The 16,494-nt window shown below is 68.3% G+C and carries 13 protein-coding genes; 7 read left to right on the plus strand and 6 right to left on the minus strand.

Going from position 1 to position 16,494, the window contains the following annotated elements:
- Nucleotides 1-32 precede the first annotated feature (32 nt).
- From Q1W68_RS16230 to Q1W68_RS16240, 3 genes are all read left to right on the plus strand, one after another.
- Entirely contained in the window at nt 33-1,028 is a 996-nt protein-coding gene (locus Q1W68_RS16230) for a YihY/virulence factor BrkB family protein (RefSeq protein WP_300658822.1), read from the plus strand.
- Nucleotides 1,029-1,103: 75 nt separating this feature from the next.
- A complete protein-coding gene (locus Q1W68_RS16235; protein WP_300654262.1) occupies nt 1,104-2,498 on the plus strand; it encodes a hypothetical protein in 1,395 nt (464 codons plus the stop codon).
- A gap of 199 nt (nt 2,499-2,697) precedes the next feature.
- Nucleotides 2,698-4,272 (plus strand): methyl-accepting chemotaxis protein, encoded by a 1,575-nt coding sequence (locus Q1W68_RS16240; protein WP_300717097.1) that lies wholly within the window; start codon nt 2,698-2,700, stop codon nt 4,270-4,272.
- A 60-nt stretch (nt 4,273-4,332) separates the two neighbouring features.
- Here Q1W68_RS16240 and chrA read toward each other — a convergent pair whose 3' ends face one another.
- From chrA to Q1W68_RS16265, 5 genes are read right to left on the minus strand one after another with little or no spacing between them, the layout of a single operon-like run.
- Nucleotides 4,333-5,667, minus strand: a complete 1,335-nt coding sequence (gene chrA, locus Q1W68_RS16245) for a chromate efflux transporter (RefSeq protein WP_300717098.1) — start codon at nt 5,665-5,667, stop codon at nt 4,333-4,335.
- Nucleotides 5,664-6,116: a universal stress protein gene (locus tag Q1W68_RS16250; RefSeq protein WP_300654271.1), complete on the minus strand. Its 453-nt coding sequence runs from the start codon at nt 6,114-6,116 to the stop codon at nt 5,664-5,666. Before Q1W68_RS16250 ends, chrA begins: the two co-directional genes overlap by 4 nt.
- Before the next feature lie 17 nt (nt 6,117-6,133).
- Nucleotides 6,134-6,565, minus strand: a complete 432-nt coding sequence (locus tag Q1W68_RS16255; protein WP_300654274.1) for a response regulator — start codon at nt 6,563-6,565, stop codon at nt 6,134-6,136.
- Nucleotides 6,562-9,213, minus strand: coding sequence for a PAS domain S-box protein (locus Q1W68_RS16260; protein WP_300654276.1), 2,652 nt, complete (start codon nt 9,211-9,213; stop codon nt 6,562-6,564). Before Q1W68_RS16260 ends, Q1W68_RS16255 begins: the two co-directional genes overlap by 4 nt.
- Nucleotides 9,210-10,250, minus strand: coding sequence for an ABC transporter substrate-binding protein (locus Q1W68_RS16265; protein ID WP_300654281.1), 1,041 nt, complete (start codon nt 10,248-10,250; stop codon nt 9,210-9,212). Before Q1W68_RS16265 ends, Q1W68_RS16260 begins: the two co-directional genes overlap by 4 nt.
- 207 nt (nt 10,251-10,457) lie before the next feature.
- Here Q1W68_RS16265 and Q1W68_RS16270 point away from each other — a divergent pair, with 207 nt between their 5' ends.
- Nucleotides 10,458-11,156, plus strand: a complete 699-nt coding sequence (locus tag Q1W68_RS16270) for an ABC transporter ATP-binding protein (protein WP_300717099.1) — start codon at nt 10,458-10,460, stop codon at nt 11,154-11,156.
- Nucleotides 11,140-13,650 carry an FtsX-like permease family protein gene (locus tag Q1W68_RS16275; protein WP_300717100.1) on the plus strand — a complete coding sequence of 837 codons (2,511 nt, stop codon included), beginning with the start codon at nt 11,140-11,142 and terminating at the stop codon, nt 13,648-13,650. The genes Q1W68_RS16270 and Q1W68_RS16275 overlap by 17 nt, the downstream gene beginning before the upstream one ends.
- On the opposite strand, the gene Q1W68_RS16280 is transcribed toward Q1W68_RS16275, so the two are convergent.
- Nucleotides 13,651-14,337, minus strand: coding sequence for a cupin domain-containing protein (locus tag Q1W68_RS16280; protein WP_300660899.1), 687 nt, complete (start codon nt 14,335-14,337; stop codon nt 13,651-13,653).
- A 165-nt stretch (nt 14,338-14,502) separates the two neighbouring features.
- Between Q1W68_RS16280 and Q1W68_RS16285 the strand changes: the two genes are divergently transcribed.
- Nucleotides 14,503-15,324 (plus strand): alpha/beta hydrolase, encoded by an 822-nt coding sequence (locus Q1W68_RS16285; RefSeq protein WP_300655151.1) that lies wholly within the window; start codon nt 14,503-14,505, stop codon nt 15,322-15,324.
- A gap of 13 nt (nt 15,325-15,337) precedes the next feature.
- Nucleotides 15,338-16,465, plus strand: a complete 1,128-nt coding sequence (locus Q1W68_RS16290) for a PHB depolymerase family esterase (protein ID WP_300655153.1) — start codon at nt 15,338-15,340, stop codon at nt 16,463-16,465.
- Nucleotides 16,466-16,494 lie beyond the last annotated feature (29 nt).

A 16,494-nucleotide genomic window follows, 5' to 3' on the forward strand; every position in this document is an offset into this window, starting at 1 on the left:
CTTGGGTCTGTATCGGCGGTCTTGAACCGGACTTGAGGCTTCTTTTCGGCATTTTTCCGGGTCGCTTCGGCCCGACCGTGCGCCAGCGCACATCTCCCCCGTCGCACGGCCACGAGAATGCGCCGGATGCACTGTCCATTGCCTTCGTCACCATGCTGAACACCGCCTGGGCCCTGATCCGCGACACCATCAACGCCTGGCTGGACGACTACGCCCCCAGCATGGGTGCCGCACTCGCGTTCTACACGCTGTTCTCCATCGCCCCGCTGCTGCTGATCGTGATTTCGGTGGCTGGCCTGCTGTTCGGCGAGCCGGCCGCGCGCGGCGAGATCCTGGCGCAGCTCACCCAGCTGGTGGGGACCGACAGCGCGGTGGCGGTGGACGCGCTGCTCAAAGGCCTGGACCGACCGGAGGCCGGCATCTGGGGAACGCTCGTGGGCGTGGTGGTGGTGGTGGCCGGCGCCACCACCGTGTTTGCCGAACTGCAGGACGCGATGGACCGCATCTGGCGCGCACCACCGCACCCCGAAGGCGGCGGCGTGCTGCGCTTCATTCGCGTGCGCCTGCTCTCCACCAGCATGGTGCTGGGCATCGGGTTCTTGCTCATGGTCTCGCTCGTGCTCAGCGCGGCCATGGCAGCGGCGGGCAAGTGGTGGGCACCCTGGCTGGGTGAACTCGCCTTCGTGGCCGATGCGATCAACTTCGGGCTGAGCTACCTCTTCATCACCACCGTGTTCGCCATGATCTACAAGTGGATGCCGCGCGTCCCGGTGGCCTGGCGCGACGTCTGGCTGGGCGCGGCCATCACCGCGCTGCTGTTCACCGTGGGCAAGGAGCTGATCGGCCAGTACATCGGACGCAGTGGGGTGGCTTCGGTGTTCGGTGCGGCGGCTTCCATCGTGGTGCTGCTGCTGTGGGTGTACTACTCGGCGCAGGTGTTCCTGCTCGGGGCCGAGTTCACCAGCGTGTACGCGCACCGGCACGGCTCCCTCAAGGGCTGGTCACCGCCACCCCGGCCTGTGCCTTAGGCGCGATCGCCGGGGGGCGGAACCACCGCCACAGTCGCGCGAGTCCAACGGGGCCACCCACCCCCGAAAGCCGCTGTGAAACGCTCCACCGACACCACCCCGATCCCACCCAACCGCCGCGCCCTGATCCAGCACCAACACACCTTGCTGCGCGACCCGCAGGTGGCGGCGTTTCTGGACGGCAAGCTGCCCGATCCACTGCCCTACAACGAACTGTCCGACAAACTCATCCGGGCCAACGAACCCGCCTTGCTGCTGGCGCTTCTCCAGCACACCCAGAGCAAGCGCCTGCTGCTCTGCGCGACGGATGACACAGGCACCGATGTCGTTCCACTCCCCGACGGCCTGTTGGCCTTCTTCGCGCAACGCATCAACGAGGCGCCGAGTGTCACGAACCTCGTGGTGGTGGAGGCCGTGCTGACCTCGGCGGTCTGCACCCTGCTCCAGGCCACGTTGGATTCCCCCGCGTGCGCGATCACCGCGCTGGAGTTCGCGGAATGCACGTTCGCCGATGAGCAGGTCCGGTTTCCGACCACGGCCCTCACGGTCGATACGTTGGACTGGAGCGACGAACTCACGGTGGCGCCTGCGGCAGCCCCCATGGATCGGGTGTTGCCCGCACTCACTGGCTGGCAGCGGCTCCAGCACCTCTGCCTCATGAGCCCCGAGGTGCCCCTGAACTTCGACCTGATCACCCGGGTGGTGCTGGCCAACCGGTGCATCAGCAGCCTCTACCTCGAGTGCGAAGTGGCACCGGCGGCTCCGGGCAATGTTGAGCACGTGCCGCACCAGGACCCCGGTTTGTTGTTCGATGCCCTCGCGGCCGACCGCACCGCCCTGACCCAGCTCACCTTGAAGATCACGGATGCGAACGACGAGAACTTCAACGACCACTGTCTGCAGCGCATTGCCCTCTGTCTGCAGACCAACACCACCCTGGAACTGCTCAACGTACCCGGCACCCAGATGTGCTCGGCCGGCATCCAGCAAGAATTCACCGACCACCTGCACGGCAACCGCTCGCTGATCGAGCTGGAGCCGCTGGACCTCTTCGGTGGCCAGACACCCGCACCCGTGCGCAGAAACCGCCAGCAACGCTACTGGTTCACCACCGAATTCGTCCTGGGTGCGGCGCAGGCGCTCATGCGGCTGCTGGGGGCCCACAAGGATCAGGGCACGGCGGTGGCCGACCACCTCGCGTCCACACCGGTCGAACGCACCTACTGCGGGCCCGTGATGGCCCTGCTGTGCAAGGCAACCCATGCGGAGGCCGTCAAGCTGCGCAGTGCAGGCTTGCGGGAGGCCATCAAGATTTACATGAAAACCAACGATCTGGAACGTTGCCTGCACCTGGTCCAGGGCCTGGTGGAGTTCCGCATCGACCTGCTGCCCGCGGACAAACAGGCGGTGGTGAGCTTTGCCAGGGAGCGCAACCTCATGAACTTTCTGCCCGCCGGGTACGCCCACTGACGACCTGCAACCGGCTCACCGGGTGGAGCAGTTTGCGACCGATCGGTAGCTCCCCACATCACCCGGTACTGAACGGCAATGGCGGCTTTACTCAACCCTTAATTCACCAAGGGTATTGCCGATACTTCTTCTGACCGGTACCAAACACAAGCCAACGCAGCGCTTGGTGCCACATCGCCAACGCACCAGCGAGAGCCCCATGCGAGCCAACCTGCCCGTCACCCACCAAGAGTTCGTCATTCCCGAGGGCGTGACCCTCGTGTCAACCACCGACCTGCAAAGCCGCATCACCTACTGCAACCCCGCCTTTGTGGCGGTCAGCGGGTTTGAACGCGAAGAACTGATCGGACAACCGCACAACCTGGTGCGCCATCCCGACATGCCCACGGAGGCCTTTCGCGACATGTGGGCCACGCTGGCCAGCGGCGCGCCCTGGTCGGCGCTGGTGAAAAACCGGCGCAAGAACGGCGACCACTACTGGGTGGTGGCCAACGCCACGCCGGTGATGGAAAACGGTCAGGCGGTGGGCTACATGTCGGTGCGCACCAAGCCCACACGGCAGCAGGTGCAGGAGGCCGAAGCACTCTACGCACGCATGCGCAGCGAAACCGCATCGGGCCAGCCCAGCATCGCCCTGCACCACGGCCGAGTGGTGCGCACCGGTCTGGTCGGCCGGCTGCAACTCGCGCTGCAGCTCACGCTGGGCAAGCGCATCGCCCTGTCGTCGGTGGGCCTGGCCGCGGTGGGCCTGGTGATCGGTGAGTACGCGGCCACGCACGGCACCGCGGTCCACGTGGGTGCGGGCGCGGCGCTGCTGGTGATCGCCTCGCTCGCCGCGCTGAGCCTGCGCAACCAGATCGTGGGCCGGCTCCTGCAGTCGATCGCCTTTGCCAACCAGATGGCCGCCGGTGATCTGTCGGCGCGTTTCAAAGGCGAGAGCCGTGGCGAGTTCGGGGAACTCTCGCGCGCGCTCAACCAGCTCAACGTGAACCTGCAGGCGGTGGTGTCCGACGTGCGCCACGAAGTCGAGGGCGTGCAGGTGGCGTCCAACGAAATCGCCGCCGGCAACTCCGACCTGTCCTCGCGCACCGAATCACAAGCCAGCAGCCTGGAAGAAACCGCCGCGTCGATGGAGCAGCTCACCAGCACCGTGCAGCAAAGCGCCAACTCCTCGCGCGAGGCCTCGGTGTTGTCGCAACGCTCGGCCGCCGTGGCACGTGAGGGCAACGAGGCCATGACGCAGGTGGTCGCCACCATGCAAGACATCAGCAAGTCCTCGCACCGCATCGGTGAAATCATCGGCGTGATCGACGGCATTGCCTTCCAGACCAACATCCTCGCGCTCAACGCCGCCGTGGAAGCCGCCCGTGCAGGCGAACAAGGCCGCGGCTTTGCGGTGGTGGCCGGTGAAGTGCGCAACCTCGCACAGCGCACCCTGAGCGCGGCCAAGGAGATCAAGGTGCTGATCGACGAGTCCGCCGCCAAGGTCACGCACGGCAGCCAGCTGGTGCAGAGCGCCGGGCAGACCATGGCCAACGTGGTGGGCTCGGTGGAGCAGGTCAACGGCCTGATCGCCGAGATCACCGGCGCCACGCAAGAGCAGTCGATGGGGCTGGCGCAGATCAACCAGGCGGTGGGCCAGCTCGACTCGGTCACGCAGCAGAACTCGGCCATGGTCGAAGAGCTCTCCGCCGCCGCCAGCTCGCTGCAGGCGCAGGCCCGCGTGATGAACGACGCGGTGAAGATCTTCCGGCTGGAGAGCCGAGCGCACTGAGCCCTCGGTGCACGCCGGTCGACACGGCCCTCGGCGCGCCGCAGGCCGGAGAGCCCCCGCTCAGCGCAGCAGCGTGACAGCCAGCCCGGCAACGGCGCAGGCGGCGAGCAGGGGAAGCACGCCGACCTTGAAGCGGAACAACGCCACCGCAGCCGCCACGGTGATCGCGGCCGACACGGCATCGAAAGCACCCTCAAAGCCCTGCGGCCACCACACGTGGTACGCGAAGAACAGCGCGAGGTTCAGGATGACGCCCACCACCGCCGCCGTGATGGCCGAGAGCGGCGCGGTGAAGCCCAGCTTGCCGTGGGTGGCTTCCACCAGCGGGCCGCCCGCGAGGATGAACACGAAGGACGGCAGGAAGGTGAAGAAGGTGACCACCGTGGCCGCCAGTGCCGCGCCGGCGAACAACGCGTCCGGCCCCAGCACGGCCTGGTTCCAGCCCCCCACGAAGCCGACAAACGCCACCACCATGATGAGCGGACCGGGTGTGGTTTCGCCCAGCGCCAGGCCGTCGATCATCTGCGGACCGCTGAGCCACTGGAAGGTCTCCACCGCACCCTGGTACACGTAGGGCAACACCGCGTAGGCGCCACCGAAGGTCAGCAGCGCGGCCTTGGTGAAGAACCAGCCCATCTGCGCCAGGGTAGCGTCCCAGCCCTGCCAGACCAGCAGGGCACCCATGCCCAGCAGCCAGAGCACCAGGCCCACGGCCAGCACGCGCACCAGCCGACCGTAATTGAACTTTGCGTGATCCGGTGTGGGGGTGTCGTCGTCGATCAGCGCCGGGCCGTACCCTTTGATGGGCCCGCCGTGCCCACCGCCCAATGCAAACACCTGCGGCCAGCGTTTGGACCCCAGCCAGCCGATCAACCCGGCGGCCGCGACGATGGCGGGGAACGGTGTGTCGAACGCGAAGATCGCCACGAACGACGCGGCTGCAATGCCCCACATCCAGCGGTTCTTGAGCGCTCGCGTGCCGATGCGGTGGGCGGCGTGCAGCACCAGCGCGGTGACCGCGGGCTTGATGCCGTAGAACAGGCCCGCCACCACCGGCACGTCGCCAAAAACCAGGTAGATCCAGGAGAGTGCGATCAGGATGAACAGTGAGGGCAGCACGAACAAGGCACCCGCGACGATGCCGCCCCAGCTGCGGTGCATCAGCCATCCGATGTAGGTGGCCAGCTGCTGGGCCTCGGGGCCGGGCAACAGCATGCAGTAGTTGAGCGCATGCAGGAAACGGTTCTCGCTGATCCAGCGCCGCCGCTCCACCAGTTCGGTGTGCATGATCGCGATCTGCCCGGCCGGACCGCCGAAGCTGATGAAGCCGAGCTTGAGCCAGAACCTCAGCGCTTCGGCGAAAGGGACGGGGTCGGGTCGGGTCGTGGCCCTCACGGTGCGTCGGCTGACCCAGGCAACGCGGGACGCACGATGGTGACCGGCACCGGGCAGTGCTGCACCAGGTGCTGCGCCACCGAACCCAGACCGCGCTCGCTTTCGCCACCACCGTGGGCGCTCATGATCACGGCGTCGCACGCATGGCTCTCCACCAGCTCCAGCAAGGCATGGGCCGGGTCACCGCTGACCACCACCGCTTCCACCAGCTGGCTGGCCGACGCCAGCAGCGCCACCGCCGCGCGGATCAGATCGTGCCCGGCGGCGTCACTGACCTCGTGCAGCACATCGGGGTCGTGCGCGACCACCAGCTCGTAGAGGTTGGGCGCTTCCTGCACGTTGGCCACCACGAAGCGGGCCTTCAGCCCCGAGCTGACCAGGCGCATGGCGTGGTAGGCCGCGTGCATGGCCTGGGCGGAGCCATCGACGGGGATGAGGTACTTGATCATGGGGAATTCCTTGGTTGTCAGACAGGCCGCTCGTTGAGCAGGCACCAGTAGAGCTCGATGTGCTCGGCCACTTCAATGAACTTGTTGAAGCTGACCGGCTTCTCGATGTAGGAGTTCACGCCCAGATCGTAGGCGGTCTTGAGGTCGGAGTTTTCACGCGACGAGGTGAGCACCACCACCGGAATGCGCCGGAACACCGGGTGCGCCTTGAGCTTTTGCAGCACCTCCAGTCCATTGACCTTGGGCAGATTGATGTCCAGCAGTATGACGGCAGGCAGCGGATCTCCCGCGTCCCAGCGCGCAAAAAACGCCAGGGCTTCTTCGCCATCGCGTGCGATCTGGATGGTGTTGGAGAACTTCTTCTTGTTGAACGCACGCAAGGTGAGGTCGAGATCCATCGGGTTGTCTTCGACCAGCAGGATCGGCGGCAGCGTGGAGGGCGTGTTCATGCGGAAAACTCCAGATAAAAAATGGAACCCTGTCCGGGCTGGCTCTCGGCCCACACGCGGCCGCCCATGCGCTGCACGGCTTTGGCCACCAGCGCGAGCCCCAGGCCGGTGCCCTGGTAGTCCTCGGCGCGCTGCAAGCGCTGAAAGATGCCGAAGATGCGGTCGTGGTACTTCATGTCGAAGCCCACCCCGTTATCGCGCACCCACAGAATGCGCCGCGCGCCGTCGCAGCGGGCACCGATTTCCACCTCGGGCTGTGCCGTGGTGCGGCTGAACTTGATGGCGTTGCCCACCAGGTTGCGCAACACCACGGCCATGCCTTCGCGGTCGAGTTCCAAGACCATGGGCTCCAGTGTCAGGCTCAGGCGCACCTGGGTGCTTTCGATGTCGGCGCTGTAGCCCTCGATCACCTGCGCCACCAGGGCCGGCACATCCACGCGGTGATGCTCCATGGTGCGGCGCTCCATGCGCGAATAGTCGAGCACGCCGGAGATCAGGTCGCCCATCTGCTGCACGCCCCGGCGGATGCGCCCGAGGAACTGGCGTCCCTCGTCGTCGAGGTGCTGGCTGTGCTCTTCCTCCAGCAACTGGCTGTAGCCGTCGATGCCGCGCAACGGTGCCTTCAGGTCGTGCGAGACGGTGTACGAGAAGGCTTCGAGTTCTTCGTTGAGGCGGCGCAACTGGGCCGTGCGCTCGGTCACCCGCTGCTCCAGCGCGACGTTGATCTGCTCCAGGCTGGTCTGAGCGAGTTTGAGCTGGGTGATGTCGAGCAACGTGCCGCTGTACTGGTAGCCACCGCCCGTGGTCGTGGCCTTGCTTTGCACGCTGCCGCGAAACCAGCGCAGCGGCCCCAGCTGGGGATGGCGGCGGAACTCGGCGGTGACCATCTGCTCCTGACCCGGCACGGAGCGCATGAAACGGTCGACCCGGTCGCGGTCATCGGGGTGGATGCAGTCCAGGTAGGCCCTCAAGTCCACCGGGGGACCCAGCATCGGGTCGCGGTCGAAATTGCGGTACATCTGGCGCGACCACCAGATGTGACCCGATCGGGTGCCGTAGAGCCAGCTGCCCAGACCGGCCATGGATTCGGCCAGCTCCAGCTGCTCCTTCTGCTCGCTGATCGCGGCTTCGGCCTGCAACCGTTCGGTGATGTCCTTGATGGTGGAGAACAGGTGCTTGAGGGTGCCGTCGGGGTGGCGCACCGCGCGCACGTCGATCTCGGTGTGCACGATCCCGCCGCCCTTGCGCACGAAGCGCTTGCGCATTTTGTAGTTGTCGGTGCGGTTGGCCAGCATCTCGTTGCGCAGGGCGAGGTTCTGGTCCAGATCGGGCTGGGGCGTCATCTCGGTCCAGGTCATGCGCAGCAACTCTTCGCGGGTGTACCCCAGGATGGCGCTGAGCTGGTGGTTCACCTGGATCCAGCGCGTGGAGCCGGGTTCGGAGATCGCCATGCCGATGAAGGGCAGTTCGTAGAACAGGCGCAAAAACTCGGCCTGCGCCTGTTGGGCCAGCTGCGCTTCCTTCTGAACCGTGATGTCCAGCAGGACCCCGCTGATGCCGGTGAGCTCGCCCTGGTCATTGCGGGTCAGCGTGGTGCGGTCGTCCACCCACACCCAGCGGCCATCGGCACACCGCAAACGGTATTCCTGGCGGTGTTCGTCGGGCCCGTTCGCGAAGTAGCGCGCCGCCTCGCTGGTGATGCCCACCAGGTCATCGGGATGGATCAGGTCGGCGTACAGCACCTGACCGCCCAGCAGCGCGGCCGACTGGTAGCCCCACTGCGCCACCGATTCGCTGATGTAGGTCATGGGCCAGCCGGGGAGGTTGCGCCACTCGACCACCACCACGGGCGAGCGGTCCACCAGATCGACCAGGTGCCGGATCCGCGCCTGGTCGGTCTGCAGTCGCTGGGCCATGCGGTCGGCTTCGCTGCCGATCATGGCCAGCTCGTCGTGTCCCTGCAGCCCGGCGCGTGTCTGCAAATCCCCTTCGCCCATGCGCTGGAGGGCCAGCGCCAGGTGCCGGGCGCGGCGAAACCACACCAGATGCACCACCAAGGCCAGCAAGGCCGCCAGGCCCAGCAGCAGCAGGCCTTCGCGCACGGCCTCTTGCTGCATGTCGGCGAAGCGCATGGCCTGCGGCAGCTGCAGGTCGACCACGGCGATCAGCCGCCGCCCGCTGGCAAACGGCACCACGCCGGCCAGTTGTTGCGTGCCCGGCAGCGGCACCACGGTGATGGCCGCGTCCGAGGGGCCGTTGAAGAGCAGGGTGGCGAGCGCGGCCAGGTCGGCGCGTTGGCGCAGCACGTCGCCAAACGCCTGCCCGATGTCGGAGCGCACCAGCGAGGCCTGCACCAGGCCATTGGGCTGCAGCAGGTAGCTGTGCTGCATGCCGCTGTACAGGCCCATGCCCCCCACCAGTCGCCGCACCAGCGCCTGGTTCTCCATGCTGGTCTGCGCACTCAGGCGGCTCTGCTCCACGCTCAGGCGTTCGCGCAACCGGCGGGTTTCCTGCTCCAGCACCTGCGCCTCCACCTTGCGCGCCTGCACGACGTAGTTGATCGTGGATGCCGTGAGCGCGAACAGCACCAGCATCAAGGGCGCCAGCCAACGGCCAGGCAGGGTGAGGCGCGCGGAGAGCGACTTCACGGCGGCGTCCCCCGGGTGCGCAGGCGCTGCAGGGGCGATGCATCGATCAGTTGTTCCCAGCGCGGCGGGCGCCGGAGCAGGCCGATGTCGATGAGCGTGGTGGCCACGTTGCCGGCCTGCGCCACCAGCGGGGCCGGGTTGCCGGAGAGCTCGCGTTCGGATGCTTCCCGGGAATAGAAAGCCAGCCCACCCAGCACCGATTCATAGGCTTCGGGCGAGAGATCGGTGCCGAGGGCCAGCGATTGCGCCGCGCCCGGGGTGTCGAGCTGAAAGACGTTCAGGCCGGCGTACCAGGCGCGCAGCAGGGCATCCACCGACGCTGGGCGCTGTTGCAGCACCTCGGCTCGAACCACCAGCACGTCCAGGATCTCGCCCGGGATCTCGCTGCTGTCGAAGATGCGCCGGTAGCCCGCCACCTCCATCGAACCGGCCAGCGGCTCGAAGGTCACCGCTGCGGCCACGGTCCCCGCCTGCAGGGCCGCCTGGTGCTGGGCCACTTCGAGGTTGGTCACCCGCACATCGGCGCGGGTCAGTCCGGCTTTCTGCAGCATCCGCTGCAGCAGCAGCGCGCCCACCGCCGAGTCCTCGACCGCGATGAATTCGCCCTTGAGCTGCTCGGGCGAAGCGATGCGGGGTGCGGCCATCACCACATCACCACCGCTGGAGGCATCGAGCATGCTCACGATGCGCACGTCGACACCGTCATCGGCCAGGCGCAGCGTTTCGTCCAGCGTGAGCGTGGCGGCATCGAGCAGGCCATTGCGCAAATGGCGGAGCGTCTCGGACGCCGAGGGCAACTCCACCACCCGCAGTTGCCGGGGATCGGTCATGCCGCGGTCGCGCGCCAGCACCAGTGGGTCGTATCCCACCCAGGGGTTCATGCCCACGGTGAGGGGTGGATCGACGGGTTTGCCGCAAGCCGCCAGCGCCAGCAGCGCCGCAGCGCCCAGCGCGCGCCAGCCACAGCGCCACCCTCCGCGCTGCAGATCGCCTCTCCCTTCTTCACCCGCCCTCGATGGGCCTGCGCCATGTTTCATAAGCACGTGTTGTCGGTCCACCCGGAAGCACAGGAACACTGGCAACATTCTGTTGCACATACCCTGCCCAGTGTAGGGCCCGGGGGTCGCGTTCGCGTCAGGAGAGCACAACAAGGGGCCCGTCGTCGCGCAAAAAATCCGGCCCGGCTGGCCCGGTCAACCGCTCGGCCCACTGAACCTTTCGCCTCGAACACGAACTCACCCCGCATGATCGACATTTCAGACCTCTCCATGCACTACCAGCTGGGGGCCGCGCGCATCGACGTGTTGCGCTCGGTGAACCTCTCGGTGGCCGCCGGCCAGCGCGTGGCCATCACCGGGCCCTCCGGCTCGGGCAAAACCTCCTTGTTGCTGCTGCTCTCGGGCCTGGAGCGCCCGGCCAGCGGGCGGGTGGCCATCGACGGTGTGAGCCTTGGCGGCATGGACGCCGACGCCCTGGCCGACCTGCGGCGCGACCGCATCGGCATCGTGTTCCAGTCGTTCCACCTGCTGCCCAGCCTGAGCGCGCTGGACAACGTGGCCCTGCCGCTGCAGATGGCCAACCGGCCCGATGCGCACGAGCGCGCGGCGGCGCTGCTGGAACGCGTGGGTCTGGGCGCACGGCAGGGGCACTACCCGAGCCAGCTTTCGGGCGGTGAGCAGCAGCGCGTGGCGATTGCGCGCGCGCTGGTGCACCGCCCGCGCCTGCTGCTGGCCGACGAGCCCACCGGCAACCTCGACGACCACACCGGCGAAGCCATCCGCGAACTGCTGTTCGAACTCAACACCGAGGCAGGCACGACGCTGGTGCTGGTGACGCACGACCCCGACTTCGCCGCCCGCTGCGACCGCGTGCTGCGCCTGCACGACGGCCACCTGAATGAAGTGAAGACCACCGAGCGAGCCCCCGATGCGGTTCCTGTTTAGCCTGGCGTGGCGCGACCTGCGCGCCAGCGGCCGACACCTGTGGATCTTCTGTGCCTGCCTGGTGCTGGGCGTGGCGCTCGTCACGGCCGGTGGCGGCCTGTACCGCCAGGTGGCGGGCGCGCTGGTGAGCGACGCGCGGCTGATGTTCGGCGGCGACGTGGAGGTGGAGCAAACCGCGCCACTGCCGCCCGAGGTGCTGGCCTGGATGAACGGGCGCGGTGATGTGTCACGGCTGGTGGAGCTGCGCACCATGCTGCGCGCGTCCGATGGCCGGGCCCAGCTGATCGAACTGCAGAGCGCCGACGCGCGCTACCCGCTGTACGGCACGGTGGAGCTGGCCCCGGCGGGTGATCTGAGCGCCGCGCTGCTGGAACGCAACGGGGTGTGGGGCGCGGCGCTGGACGCCACCCTCGCCCAGCGCCTGGACCTCCAACCCGGCGACACGGTGGAGGTGGGCAACCTGAGCCTGGAGGTGCGCGCCCTCGTGGTGCGCCAGCCCGACCGCAGCCTGCGCGCCGACTGGGGCGGTGCCCCGGTGCTGGTGGCCGACGGGGCGCTGGCCGCCACCGGCCTGGTGCAGCCGCTCAGCCGCGTCGAATACCACTACCGCGTGCGCACGCCGCAACCCGCCGCCGCGTGGCGCGACGCCTTCATCGCCGCCTACCCCGATCTGCAGGCCGAGGTGCGAACGTTTGAAGAGCGCAGCGACCGCATGGCCGAGGTGCTGGGCCAGATCGGCTCGGGGCTGCTGCTCATTGGCTTCTCCGCGCTGTTCATTGGCGGACTCGGTGTGTTCAACAGCGTGCAGGCCTACCTGCAGGGCAAGCTCGGCACGCTGGCCACGCTGCGCGCCGTGGGCCTGCGCGACGGCCGCCTGGCGGCCCTGGTGCTGCTGCAGATCCTGATGCTGGCGCTGCTCTCCAGCCTGGGCGGTGTGCTCATCGGCAATGCGCTCGCGCTGGGCGGCACGCTGGCCGCCGCGCAGCAGCTGCCGCTGGCGCCACTGGTGGTCGGCCTGTGGCTGCCGTCGCTGGTGGGGCTGAGCTTTGGCGTGCTGACCGCACTCACCTTTGCCCTGCCCGCGCTGGGCCGCGCCTTGTCGGTCTCGCCAGCGGCACTGTTCCGCGGCATCGACGGCAACACGCTCAAGACGCCGCGCCGCGTGTGGTGGCTCACCGCGGGTGTGGCCGCGGTGGTGGGTGTGCTGGTGGTGGCCAGCGTGCCCGACGCGCGCTTCGGTCTGGCCTTCGTGGTCGCCACGGTGCTGCTGCTGGTGCTGCTCGAAGGCGTGACCCGCGTGCTGCGGGGCCTGGCGCGGCGCCAGCTCAACCGGCGCGGCGCGCAGCTGCCGTTCGAGTTGCGCCTGGCCATGGCCGGCCTGCAGCGCAGCGACTCGCCGCTGCGCGCCGCCCTGCTCTCGCTGGGTGCGGCGCTCACGCTGCTGGTGGCCTGCACGCTGGTGGTCACCTCGCTCTTGCGCACGGTGAACGAGACCGTGCCCGCCAACGCACCGGCCATGGTGTTCTACGACGTGCAGACCGAGCAGATCCCGCTGCTGCAAGACACACTCAAGGCCCAGCCGGGCCTGCGTGAAGTCACCACCGCGCCGCTGGTGCTGGGCCGCCTGATCGGGGTGAACGGCGAGGTGTTGCGCGACAGCGGCGATGGCGAACGCGTGCGCGAAGCGCGCGACGAACAGAAGTTCAGCAGCCGCGCCGGCAACATCGACGACGTGGTGATCCGCGACGGCGCCTGGTGGCCCGCCGACCACAGCGGCGCGCCGCTGGTGGCGATGGAAGACCGCGAGGCCGACCAGCTCGGTCTGAAGGTGGGCGACCAACTGACCTTCGAGATCCTGGGCGCACCGGTGCAGGCCGAACTGGCCGCCATCTACAGCCAGCAGCGGCTGCAGGCGCGCCTGTGGCTGGAGGGCATCTTCAGCGACGGTGTGCTCGACCCCTACATCACCCGCCACGTGGGCGCCGCCTGGCTGCCCGCGGCCGAGGCCCTGGCCGCGCAAGACCAGCTGGCCGCCGCCGCGCCCAACATCGCCACGGTGCGCACCGAATCGCTGTTGCGCGAGACCCGCGCGCTCATGGGTCGCGCCAGCACCGGCCTGGCGGTGATCGCCGGGGTGTGCCTGGCGGCCAGCCTGCTGGTGCTCGCCAGCGTGGTGGCCAGCAGCCGCGCGCGCCAGGTGTTCGAGGCCACGGTGATGCACGCCGTGGGCGCGCGGCTGTCCAGCCTGCGCCGTGTGCTGTATTGGGAATACCTGCTGCTGGCGGTGGTCACCGCCGGCTTTGCCATGCTGGCCGGCAGCGGGCTGGCCACCGGCTTGTTGCGCTGGCGTCTCGACCTCGACCCCATGGGCCTGTACTGGACCGGTGCGCTCACCGCCCTGGGCGTGAGCGGGGTGAGCCTGGGGCTGGGGGCGCGCTACCTTCTCGCGCAGATGCGACTGAACCCGGCCATGCTGCTGCGCAGCGGCACCTGATCAGGCCGCCAGCGCAGGCGCCAGGAAGGTGGCGCCCAGGTGGCCCACCTTCACCCAGATCAGCGCGCCCTCGGGCCCGGTGAAGGGCGTGTGCTGGCTCCAGCGTGGGTTGCGCAGCCAGCTGTGGCGCGGGTAGGTCCCGTGTTCGTCGCGGAACACGCCGTCCAGCACAAAAATCTCTTCACCACCGGGGTGGCGGTGCGGGTTGAACTGCGTGTTCGGCGCCCACCGCACCAGCGCCGTGCTCACGCCGTCGTGTTCGTGCAGCGGCATCACGGTGAGACCGGGCACCAGACCCTGGCGCCAAGGTTCGGCGAGGGTGTTGATGCGCAGGGGCGTGAGGTCGTCGGCGGCGAACTGCCACAGCTTCACCAGCAACACACAGCCGGGTTCCGAGAACGGCGCGTGGCGCGTGCCGGGCGGGTTGCGCAGGTAGGTGCCGGCCGGGTGGTCGCCGGTCTCGTCGGAGAACACGCCTTCGAGCACCAGGATTTCTTCACCGCCGCCGTGGGTGTGGGCGTCAAAGCGCGAGCCCGGCGCGTATCGCACCACGCTGGTGGCGCGCGCCACCTCATCGCCCACGCGGTCGAGCAGGCGGCGCTCCACACCGGGCAGGGGTGAGGGTTGCCAGATGGCCGTGTCGGCAAAGTTGGTCGCGCGCTGGGAAAAATCGTCGTTGAAGTTCATGAAATCGTCCGATAGGCCGCAGATTGCAGCACGACGGCGACCGCTTTGCTCGCGTAGGCCTTTGAAACGGCAAGGTCGGACGCGCGGCGTCGGTGCGCTGTCGAACAGACAAGCCCGGGGGTGTTCCGGACACTGAATCTTTCGTTTTTCAGCCCCAAAGAACCCATGCACCGCATCACCACCTCCGACCAGACCTCGCTCTTCCTCAAGGATTGGGGAGAGGGGAGCCCGGTGGTGCTCGTGCACGGCTGGCCTTTGAGTGCCGACAGCTGGGACGACCTGGCCATGTCGCTGGTGGAAGCCGGTCACCGCGTCATTGCCTACGACCGGCGCGGCTTTGGCCGTTCGTCGCAACCCTGGAACGGCTACGACTACGACACCCTGGCGGACGATCTGTGGGAGGTGATGGAGCAGCTCGACGTGCAGGACGCCACGCTGGTCGGCTTCTCCATGGGCGGCGGCGAAGTGGCGCGCTACATGTCGCGCCACCAGGGGAAAAACGTGGCCCGAACCGCGCTGATTTCCTCGGTGCTGCCCTTTCGGCTGAAGACCCCCGACAACCCCGCCGGGGCCGAGGCGTCGGCCTTCGACAAGACCGCCAAGGCCCTGACCGACGACCGCGCCAAGTTTTTCACCGGCTTTTTCCGCGATTTCTTCAGCCTCGGCTCGCCCGACAGCCGCGTCAGCGATGAAACGCTGCGCTGGGCGCACAACATGGCCATGCAGGCCGGGCTGCGCCCCACCGTGGCCTGCATGCGCGCCTTCTCCAGCACCGACTTCCGCCCCGACCTCCCCGCTTTCAACGTGCCCACGCTGCTGATCCACGGCACGGACGACAAGACCATGCCGATTGCGGCGTCGAGTCGCCTGGCCGCCCCCGCCATCGCGGGCAGCCAGCTGATCGAGTACGAAGGCGCACCCCACGGCCTGTTTGTCAGCCACAAGCAGCGCCTGGCCAAAGACTTGCTGGCCTTCCTGAAGGCCTGAGGCAACGCTCGCCATGGCCCAGCGCACGGCCGTCTCCAGCTGGGTCCAGCTGTTCAACCGCAACCTCAAGGCGTTCACACGCCAGACGCAGCGCGCCCAAACGCAAGCCACGCGCGCCGTGGTCAAGCGCGCCAGCACCGCGAAAAAACCACCCGCCACGCCGGGCGACTGGCTCAGCGGCATGGCGCTGGGCCCCGGCGGCGCGCGCCGCTATCGCCTCTACCGGCCCCCCGAGCTGCAAGCCGGCGAACGCCTGCCCTTGCTGGTGATGCTGCACGGCTGCGGTCAGGACGCCGCCAGCTTCGCGCTCAGCACCCGCATGAACGCACTTGCAAAGCGCGAGCGTTTTCTGGTGCTCTACCCCGAGCAGGACCGTCTGGCCAGCGCCCAGCGCTGCTGGAACTGGTACGACACCCGCAGCGGCCGCGCGCACGGGGAGGTGGGGCTGATCCTGGCCGCCATCGACCAGGTGTGCTTGCTGCAGCCGGTGGATCGCAGCTGCGTGGCCATCGCAGGTTTGTCGGCCGGTGCCAGCATGGCCGCGCTCATCGCTTCGCGCCACCCGGCGCGCTTCAAGGCCGTGGTGATGCACTCGGGTGTTGCTCCGGGTGCGGCCGACTCGACCGCCACCGCGCTGGCCGCCATGCGCGGGCACCGCCTGAGCGCGCCGTGGTCGCCCTTGCCGGGACAGCTGCTGCCCCTGCCACCGCTGTTGGTGATCCAGGGCACGCGCGACGCCGTGGTGGCCGCCAGCAACGGTGCCGCCGCCGCCGGGGTGTGGGCGCTCGCGGGCGGGGCGGTGGCCGGCGAGCCGCGCAACCAGCAGCGCGGTCAGCGCCACCCGATGCAGGTCACCGATTTCAAACTCCGGGGCCGCACGGCCGCCACGCTGATCAACGTGGACCACCTCGGCCACGCCTGGAGCGGCGGCGCGACCCAGCAGCCGTTCAGCGATGCGCAAGGACCCGATGCCTCGCGCATGGTGTGGGCGTTTGTCTCGCGACACTTTCCGTCCACGCACCAAGCCCCTGCCGCACCCCGGGTGCGTCCGCGCCCGGCTGCGCAGACCGCTTTCAACATCCCACTGCTGTTCAACCCCTTCGCGCTCACCACGTTGAAGGGTGCGACACTCAAACCATGAACCGTCCCCCGATCTACCCCGCCCCCGCG

It is taken from the genome of Hydrogenophaga sp. (genome assembly GCF_030158645.1).
Lineage (GTDB): Bacteria > Pseudomonadota > Gammaproteobacteria > Burkholderiales > Burkholderiaceae_C > Hydrogenophaga.